This is a genomic window from candidate division TA06 bacterium, assembly GCA_016208585.1.
Taxonomy (GTDB): Bacteria; Edwardsbacteria; AC1; order AC1; family EtOH8; genus UBA5202.
Window position 1 is genome coordinate 1 of record JACQXR010000088.1, and the last position, 8284, is coordinate 8284.

The 8284-nt window shown below is 51.6% G+C and carries 10 protein-coding genes; 1 reads left to right on the top strand and 9 read right to left on the bottom strand.

Translation table 11 applies throughout. From position 1 onward, the window contains the following. The 7 genes from HY768_06630 to HY768_06660 form a co-directional block, all read right to left on the bottom strand. On the bottom strand, positions 1–244 hold a 244-nt coding region (locus tag HY768_06630; protein MBI4726883.1), incomplete at its 3' end, for a sigma-70 family RNA polymerase sigma factor. A 98-nt stretch (positions 245–342) separates the two neighbouring features. After that, on the bottom strand, positions 343–861 hold the full coding sequence (locus HY768_06635; GenBank protein ID MBI4726884.1) for a porin family protein: 519 nt from the start codon (positions 859–861) through the stop codon (positions 343–345). Between the two features lie 295 nt (positions 862–1156). Next, complete coding sequence (locus HY768_06640; GenBank protein MBI4726885.1) at positions 1157–1438, bottom strand: integration host factor subunit beta; 282 nt, start codon at positions 1436–1438, stop codon at positions 1157–1159. A 51-nt stretch (positions 1439–1489) separates the two neighbouring features. Next, positions 1490–1708 carry a zinc ribbon domain-containing protein gene (locus HY768_06645; protein ID MBI4726886.1) on the bottom strand — a complete coding sequence of 73 codons (219 nt, stop codon included), beginning with the start codon at positions 1706–1708 and terminating at the stop codon, positions 1490–1492. 212 nt (positions 1709–1920) lie between these two features. Beyond that, positions 1921–2937: a hypothetical protein gene (locus HY768_06650; protein MBI4726887.1), complete on the bottom strand. Its 1017-nt coding sequence runs from the start codon at positions 2935–2937 to the stop codon at positions 1921–1923. Between the two features lie 168 nt (positions 2938–3105). Next, entirely contained in the window at positions 3106–5496 is a 2391-nt protein-coding gene (gene lon / locus HY768_06655) for an endopeptidase La (protein MBI4726888.1), read from the bottom strand. Between the two features lie 129 nt (positions 5497–5625). Further along, positions 5626–6060: an Hsp20/alpha crystallin family protein gene (locus HY768_06660; GenBank protein ID MBI4726889.1), complete on the bottom strand. Its 435-nt coding sequence runs from the start codon at positions 6058–6060 to the stop codon at positions 5626–5628. An 83-nt stretch (positions 6061–6143) separates the two neighbouring features. Here HY768_06660 and HY768_06665 point away from each other — a divergent pair, with 83 nt between their 5' ends. Further along, the gene (locus HY768_06665; protein MBI4726890.1) at positions 6144–6368 is read left to right on the top strand and encodes a hypothetical protein; all 225 of its coding nucleotides are present in this window, start codon (positions 6144–6146) and stop codon (positions 6366–6368) included. A gap of 31 nt (positions 6369–6399) precedes the next feature. Here the strand turns inward: HY768_06665 and HY768_06670 are convergent, their stop codons facing one another. Together HY768_06670 and HY768_06675 are read right to left on the bottom strand one after the other, a co-directional pair. Beyond that, positions 6400–6855, bottom strand: coding sequence for a DUF559 domain-containing protein (locus tag HY768_06670; protein ID MBI4726891.1), 456 nt, complete (start codon positions 6853–6855; stop codon positions 6400–6402). Positions 6856–7208: 353 nt separating this feature from the next. After that, positions 7209–8284 (bottom strand): ATP-binding protein (locus HY768_06675; GenBank protein MBI4726892.1); only part of this gene is annotated, 1076 nt, incomplete at its 5' end.

Here is an 8284-nt window from a genome sequence, read left to right on the forward strand (position 1 = left end):
AGCTTGACCCCAGGATTATGGCTATCCGGTACAGCCAGGTCTTGATCTCGGACTGTCCTTTAAAGTTCCCCAGCCCCTTGTAAGCCCTGATGAACACTTCCTGGGTAAGGTCCTTGGCATCCTCAACGTTTCCGGTAAGCCGGTAACACAGGCGGTAGATAGCCTGGCTGTTGGACGTTATAACCTCTTTGATATCATATGATTGAGGCCCGGCTTGTATGTTTTTTTCTGTCTGATCGATCATCGGCTTACAAGGTATTAGACTGCTAAAGTTGTTAAAAGGTTTATTTATTGTAAACAAAAAACGCCCCGCATCAAACGGGGCGTTTTAAAGACATCTGATTAGAATTTGAAATCAAGCCCGGCCGAAAAAACGAAGGGGAAGCCGAGGGCTGCCCGGCCGGCCATGGTCGGCGAGAAGAAATAACGGGCCCCCAGCTGTCCGGCATAGCCAACCCCGGAGCTATATCCAGCTAAATACAGGCTGCTGGAAGTGGTGCCATACTGGTCCTTGTATTCGGCATCCCAGTTGAAGAAACCCAGTCCCAGCTTAACATAGGGGTCGAATTTCTTGCCGGGCGTAAAGTGGTATGCGCCCGCGCCTAAGACTCCGATCAAGGTGTACTTCCATTCGTACCAGTAATCCCACACGTCGTATTTTTCGGTGAAGCTGCTGTAGGCGAACTCTCCGCCCACGCCGATCTTGTCGGTGACGCCGTATTCACCGGCTGCCCCGAAGCCCATGCCCCAGCCCCAGCCGATAGTCGGTCCGATCAAAGTTTTGCCCTTTTCAAATCCCTCGGCCATGGCCATCCCGGCCACAACCATTACCAACAATAACACTGCTGCCAGTTTCTTCATGCCTTTTTCTCCTTTTTGTTTATTTATGGTTTGTGGTGTGTATTCTTCGCTACTTTGATAGTTTATACCAACTTGCGGTAAAAGTCAAGGCTGTGACCTTAAAATATTTTGTAAAAAATAAATTGGCAGTTCCCAATTAACTGGGAACTGCCCAGGACAACATGCTAACGGATCTTCTTCTTGTGCCGGTTGGCGCGCAATCTCTTCTTGCGCTTATGGGTGGCCATCTTGTGTCTTTTTTTCTTTTTACCGCAGGGCATAAAAAAACCTTTCTTCCTCTGTATTCTAAATAAATTTATTTTTGCATTACCAGGGCTTTGAGTTCGTTGGAGGCCTGGAAGACCGGGGTCAGCCGGGCCGGTATCTGGACCGTCTCCTGGGGCCGGCGGGGGTTGCGGGCCAGCCGGGGCTTGCGCTCCTTGATCTTGAAGCGCCCAAAGCCTCTGATCTCGATGTTCTTGCCTTCGGACAGCGTCTGCATGATGGAATCCAAAAACGAATCAACGAGGATCTTGGCATCGCGCTGGGTAAAACCGGTTTTGTCGCAGACTATCTTCACCAGATCAGCCTTAGTCATGAAATTCCCTCCTTTTGGTACGCTGTATGGATAATAAAACTGAATGAACTATCAATGACAACTCCCGCAGTTATGCGAGGAGCAGCTATGGCAGCCGGATTTAGAAGAGGATGACACAAACCCGCTCTGGCTCTTGCAGCCGAAGGCTGAAAAAAGTTTTTCCACCGCGGCGCTTTGGCATTCAGGGCACTTGGGATCGGCATCGGAAGCCCGCATCAACTGGTCAAATTTACGCTGGCACTGCCGGCACTCAAATTCGTATATCGGCATATTATTATAATACAACGAATTAGGGAATTTGTCAATATGTTTTTTTAGAAATTTAGAAAAACAGCGGGGTCACTGCCGGGGAGATATACTACTTTGCCCGCGCTTGCGCGCCAAAGCGCTTCAGCGCGCAGGCGCGAAATACGCGAAACAATGCGAAAAATAATTTCCTTTTTTAGGATCTAATTTGTCTTTCTGGCAAAGACGTTCTGTAGCTACGCCAGAGCTTCAAGCATTTTAAGGGCGTGGCTCTGGGGGAATTCCGGTTTATGTTTGAAACTCACTATCTGCAGGCTTTCCCCGGGTTCGGGCATCCCCCTTTCGCCTTGGCGGGCCGAGATCAGGCAGGGAACCTTTAACAGATAGGCTAAAGAGAATAGGTCGTTTTTCACCCCGATGAAGGCCTTGGCAAAGGACAAAGCATCGGCCAGCTCCACTGTGACCAGGGAATTCAGCAGCAGGACACCGGGCGGGTTGGCGGCCTGAAGTTCGGGCCCGGAATTTATAAACATCAATTTGAAATTTGAATGCTTCTGAGCCTGGCGCAGAAAACCTTCCAGGGATTGTCTTTTGAAAGCCGCGGCATCCAGGGCAATAAGCTGCTGGCCTTTTTGCAGGCCCTCCGCCCGCAGGCGTTCCTTGAACTCTCGCCGGCCCTCGGCATCCACTAACCGCGGCCAGGCGATGGGGTGCCCGGCCGCCTCCAGCCCCAAAAACCCCAGCATGGCAAAATTGCGCCGGGCTTCGTCCTGGGGCAGATTCTCCTGGCGGATCATCACGCTCTTGAAAGGATAGCCTCCCTTGGAAAAAGCCCCGCAGCGCAGTCCAGGAACGGCTTTATAAAATAGATAGTCCGTCAGCGGACAGCCCTGGTAGTTCAGGTTCAGCAACAGATCAAAGCGGCGGGATTTTATCAGCCTCTTAAGCCTTTTGAACTCGGCGCTGCCCCGGCCTTTCAACAGTTGGGGCCTAAAATCTATGATCTCGTCCACTTCGTCGTCAAAATGCCACAGGCTGCGGCGGCTCTCGTCCAGCATCAGGGACAGCAGGCTATCGGGGTAATGCTTTCTTAAGGCCCGGATGACCGGCAGCGACCACAGCGCCTCGCCCGGGCCTTGAGCCGGGAATATCAGCGCCCGCTTGGGCCGGCTGATGTGCCTGGCCAGAGGCAACTGGGGCGGCCGTCCGAACCGCCGGGAAAAATCTATCGCCAGGTCGGTAAGAAGTCCCACTTATTTTTTCTTCCTGTTAATAACTGTTCTGGCCACAAAAACACACAAATACAATTAACAATTTACGATTAACGATTAACGATTAACGAGTTTAGTGCCTTGGTGATACTTCGGCAAAGTTTACACTGAGCCGAGCTTGCGGTGAGCTTGTCGAACCCGCCGAAGTGCTCAGTGCATGCTTTGTGGCTGAATTTCCACTTTCTTCTGGCGCCGGTCACCAAAGGCCAGTTTCATCACCTGGTCCACCGTCTCCGCGTAATGGAACTGGAGTTTCTTTTTGACGTAATCCGGCACTTCCTCCAGATCATTCTGGTTCTGCTTGGGGATGATCACCTCTTTGATCCCGGCCCGTTGGGCGGCGATCACTTTTTCCTTGATCCCGCCCACCGGCATCACCTTGCCCCGTAAGGTGATCTCCCCGGTCATGGCCAGGTAGTGCTTCACCGGCCGGTTGGATAAAAGCGAGACTAGCGAGGCGGCCAGGGTCACTCCGGCCGAGGGCCCGTCTTTGGGTATGGCCCCCGAAGGAATGTGGATATGAATGTCGTAGCGGTCGAAGAATTTGGGATCCACCTGATATCTAGCGGCGTTGGAGCGCACATAGGACAGGGCGGCCATGGCCGATTCCTTCATCACCTCGCCCAGGCTGCCGGTGAGCTGCATTCCCTTCTTGCCCGGCATTTTGGTGGATTCTATGAACAGGATCTCTCCCCCCGCCGCGGTCCAGGCCAGGCCGGTGGCCACTCCCACCTCGCCGGCCCGTTCGGCCAACTCGGGAAAAATCTTCTGGGGGCCCAGCAGGCCGGGCAAAACCGCCGGGGTTATCGCCCGTTTCCCATCCTTTCCCGAGACCACATCCTTGGCCACCTTGCGGCAGACCGAGGCGATCTCCCGCTCCAGATTGCGGACCCCAGATTCCCGGGTGTACTCGGAGATAATTTTCTTGATGGCCGCTTCCGGGATCTCGATCTGCTCCGGCTTCAGTCCGTTCTCCTTGACCTGGCGGGGAACCAGATAACTCAAGGCGATCTGAAGTTTCTCCTCTTCTATATAGCCGGGCAGCTCCAGCACCTCCATCCGGTCCTTTAGGGCCGAGGGAATGGGGTCGGTGATATTGGCGGTGGTGATGAACATCACTTTGGAAAGGTCGAACGGCACGTCCAGATAGTGGTCGGTAAAGGAGAAATTCTGCTCCGGATCCAGCACCTCCAGCAGGGCTGCGGCCGGGTCGCCCCGGAAGTCCTGGCCGATCTTGTCCACCTCGTCCAGCATGAACACCGGATTGTTGGAGCCGCAATTTTTGAGACCCTGGATCACCCGGCCCGGCATGGAGCCGATGTAGGTCCGGCGGAAGCCCCTAATCTCGGCCTCGTCCCGCACCCCGCCCAGCGACATCCGATAGAACTTGCGCCCCAAAGCCCGGGCGATGGAACGGCCCAGGCTGGTCTTGCCCACCCCCGGCGGCCCCACGAAGCAGAGGATGGGGCCCTTGGCGTCGTTCTTCAGCTTGCGCACCGCCAGGTATTCCACGATCCGGTCCTTGACCTTGACCAGGTCATAGTGATCCTGATCCAGTATTTTACGAGCTTCAATGATATCCATATTATCAATGGTGGACTTGGTCCAGGGCAGGCACAGCAGCCAGTCTATATAGGTGCGGGAGACGGTGTACTCCGCGGCGTGGGGCGGCATCCGGGCCATCCGCTCCAGTTCCTCCTTGGCGGCCTTCAGGGACTCCGGGCTTAAGCCGGCCTTGTCTATCTTCTCCCGCAGGTTGTTGGCCTCCGCCGAGTACTCGTCGCCCTCGCCCAGCTCCCGCTGGATGGCCTTGATCTGCTCCCGCAGGAAATAGTTGCGCTGGTCCTTGTCCATCTCGGCCTTGACCTGTCCCCGGATCTTGTCGCCCAGCTCCAGGATGGAAAGCTCCTTGGTCAGCATCGGGATCAGCTTCTCCAGGCGTTCTTTGGGATCCGCCGCCTCCAGCACGGTCTGGCGCTCGGCCACGCTCAAGTTCAGGTTGGAGGCCACCAGGTCGGCCAGCTTGGAGGGATCCTCCAGGTTCAGGGCCACAGTCTGCAGTTCGTCGGGCAGGTAGGGCGCCAGGTTGATTATCTTCTGGAACAGGCTGGAAACATTGCGCATCAGGGCCTCGGACTCGATGGTCTTCCTGGCCTTTTCCTTGACTACCTCCACCCTGGCCTTGAAATAAGGCTCGGTCTGGGTGAACTTGGCCAGCCGGATCCGGTTTAAGCCCTGGACCAAAAGCCGGATGCTGCCGTCGGGGAAACGCAGCATCTTGATGATCAGGGCCGCGGTGCCGAACTGGTAGATCTCATCCGGCTTGGGGTCGTCGGTGTCCTGCCGCACCTGGGTGCACAGGCCGACGATCTTGGAGCCGGTCAGCACCTCGTCGGTGAGCTTGATCATTCTTTCGTTGGTGATCACCAGGGGAATGATCAGATAGGGATAGACCACCTGTCCCTTGACCGGCAATATGGCCAGTTCGGACGGGATCTTAATGTCCTTGCTTTCCTTGCTGTCTTTGGTTTCTTCTGGCATGATATGTAATATGTTCCTTAAGTTTTCTGTTTGCAGTTATTATGTTCTCGGCGTACCCGCAAAAATCACAACCCCTTCACAATTCACATTTCACAATTTACAGGCATGTGACTTTAAATATCTCCGGTATTACTCTACCGGGACCTCCACCGTCAGCTTCTGCGACTTGGGCAGCCTGATGTCCAGTATTCCATTGTTAAAGCTGGATTTGATCTGGTTGGTGGCGATGCCCTGGGGCACGGCTACCATCTTTTCGAACTGCCCCTGGATGATCTCCATCTTGTGGTACCACCTTCTGCCGTCCTCCTGGGCCAGTTCCCGCCGCAAACCCCGGATGCAAAGGCGGTCGTCGATCAAAGTTATGGAGATATCGCTTTTGGCCACCCCGGCCAGTTCCAGTTTGATGACGAACTCATCCTCGGTCTCGTAGACGTCGGCATAGGGCTGCCAGGCCGCCTGATCGTTAAGGTGATACGAAGGGTGGGCCAGCTGGCCCAGATCCTGAAAAAGCCTGCTCAAGTCGTGGCGGATCACTTTGACAAACTTTACTTCGTCTTCGGACATTTTGTTGCTCCTTATTACCGCTTTGCGGTTTGGCGATAGATGGCTATGGCAGTGCCCTGGGCAATAAATGAAATATGTGGTCTATGGATTATTATAATCAATTTTTTGGACAAACGCAACAAGAATTGAAATGGTTTGTGATTAGAACCGTAAAGCCATCCGGCCGGATGGCTTTGGGCGCGAAATGGTTTTCATTTGGGCGGGTGGTTTATGTTGCATGTGTTTTAGGGGTTCTAAAGGTCGCGCCAAGGGCGGTGGGGGCATTGGAGGTAGTTGTAGTTATAAAGACAAGAGGCGGTGAGATGTAAAGTTGTCATATTTCAGTAAAAGCTTTTGTTTTTAGGCCGGTATCCTACTCGCCAGATCAATGATCCTTTGTTTCACCGTATCGCTTTTATCAATGACCTCTTCATTGGTAAACCTGATGACCTTGATTCCGTACAGATTTATTATTTCAGTCCGGAGTTTGTCGTAGTCTTTCTGCTGTTCGTGGATGCCTCCGTCAATCTCCACCACCAGGTTGATCTGGTTACAGTAGAAGTCGGCTATAAAACCATAAATGACCTGCTGGCGGCGGAATTGCAACCCGGCTATTTGGTTCCTGCGGCACATGTTCCAAAAGCAGCGCTCGGCGTAAGTCATGTGGCTGCGGAAATACTTGGCCAGTTGCAGTTTGGTTGGGTTTATTTTTTGAAATTGGATCAGCCCCGTTTTACCGCGCTTTGGCAGACCCAACCCCTTCCCCTTCCCGGCTCGGGAAGGGGTATTTTTTGTGATTTGGTTTTTATCTGTCATACACATAAAACTAATAACATCTCTCTCCGTGGCGGGGAGAGGCAGGAGAGGGGTCCTCCTGGGGGCCGTAGAGGTCGCGCCAAGGCCTGCGCTGCCTGTCCGCTGACTTGCCTGCCCCGAAGTAAGCGGTGGCTTGCCCCGATTAAGCGGTGGTCCGCCGGCTTGTCCGCCGACCTGTCCGCCGAAGTGGCAACGAAGGCGGAAGTGGCGACGAAGGAGGAAGTTGCAACGGAAGGAGGAAGCAAGAGCGTAGGCGGGAGGAATGTTTTATTGCGGCATACGAAGTGGGCGGTGGGGGCATTGGATAAAGTTATAGAGAGTTGATGCGCTGAGCATATTTTCATATTATTTATTCATTCTTTAGTATCGTCTTTTTGCCATTCAGAAACTATTGTACCCCAATCAATTTTTCTTTCTTCTTTTCCCGTCCAAACATCCCAAAAGTCTGGGTCTTCCGAGTGAGGTCTATGTTCTTTCGGCAATTCATTCATTTCAACTAATATAGGAACAGGCGCGGCCCAACCTAAAAGAATAGCTTTTCTTGTTGGCAGCGTTGGCAATTCGTTTAATATTTTTCCTAAATTATCCGGCACAAGCTTATCCACCATTTCTTGATCTTTATCGTTTACAAGTCTATGTAAAAGAAACGTGTTACACTGGGATAACACAGTTGGCGATAATTCCGAAGGTCGTTGTGAAGACAACACTAAGCCTAATCCAAATTTTCTGCCTTCTTTGGCTATCTTTTCAAATGTTTGGCTACACATCCTTGATGGTGAAATCTCTTCACTTTCACTATTATACCTACTGATAAAGTTATGTGCTTCTTCCATAACAATAACAGTTGGCAATACTTTGTTGTTTTGTCGTCTATATCGCTGGAGTGATTCAAATATTATTCGAGAAATAACCGAAACAACAATATGAATTACATCACTTGGAACAATAGAAAGATCAATTATTGTTAATTGTCCATTATCAGCATTATTCTTTCCAATATAATCTTCAAGCCATTGTATTAGTTTTACATCGTCTTTTGTTCCTACGATAGAGGACATCCTTGTATCTGACAGAATAGTCCTTATTCGCATTATTAGAAAATCCAAGAATTGTTGTACATTTTGTTCTTGTGCCAATCTTTCTAAATGGTTTGGCAAATCATCGCCATTAAAATACACTGGGGAATCTTCATCTGGACCCTTATAAACAACAGCACCGCCTAAAGCAGCAAGAAATATTTCAAGTTTTGTTATAGCTGTTTCAACGTTGACCTTATCAAAATCATTGTAGGCTCTTCTCCAATGAGTGTGGGTAAAATCGAACTTGGTGGCGAGCTGAAGTAGTTGGCAGTAAACGAGTTCTTTGATAGCAACCCCGGTAAAAATATGGTAAACTTCCGGTATGAAGAAGATCAAACGATTGGAAGACG